The following is a 699-nucleotide window of genomic DNA, read 5'->3' on the forward strand; positions in this document are numbered from 1 at the left end:
AAGTTATTTTCCCAATTTGGTATCTTACAACCGTATGGTAGAACTTAAAAGAGATAGCTTTATCCCTTTAGGGATGTACTTAAAAACTTTCGGTTTAACTTCTTGTACAGGTGTAAGTTTTGTTGATTCCACACCTCTACGAGTATGCGACAAAAGAAGAATTCACAGTCATAAGGTGTTTAAAGATATTGCTCAACGAGGGCAATGTTCCTTAGGATGGTTCTACGGTTTTAAATTACACATTATCACTAATGATCAGGGTGGAATCATTGATTTTATGATTACTAGTGGTAATACGGATGATCGAAAACCCTTACGATTTAAGCAATTTATTAAAAAATTATACGGTAAACTTTTTGGTGATAAAGGGTATATTTCAAAAACATTATTCAACCAATTATTCGCAAATGGGATTCATCTGATTACAAAACTTCGTAAGAACATGAAAACAAAATTAGTTACCCCTATTCAAGATGCTTTCTTGTTAAGAAAAAGAGCCATTATTGAAACTATTATAGATCAGCTAAAAAACATATGTCAGGTAGAACACTCAAGACATAGAAGTGTTCCTAATTACTTTAACAACATATTTACTGCTCTTATTGCATATAATTTTAAGGAAAGAAAACCTTCCTTAAAAAACAAATTTGTTGATACAAAACAACTATATCTAAACGTATAGTTATATCGAACTCACGT

1 protein-coding gene is annotated in these 699 nt (G+C 31.0%); it reads left to right on the top strand.

Going from position 1 to position 699, the window contains the following annotated elements; translation table 11 throughout:
• Positions 1–682, top strand: a 682-nt coding sequence (locus NBRC110019_RS16750; RefSeq protein WP_281756614.1) for an IS982 family transposase, incomplete at its 5' end; no start/stop codon positions are given.
• Positions 683–699: the final 17 nt, after the last annotated feature.

It is taken from the genome of Neptunitalea chrysea (genome assembly GCF_027924145.1).
Taxonomy (GTDB): Bacteria; Bacteroidota; Bacteroidia; order Flavobacteriales; family Flavobacteriaceae; genus Neptunitalea; species Neptunitalea chrysea.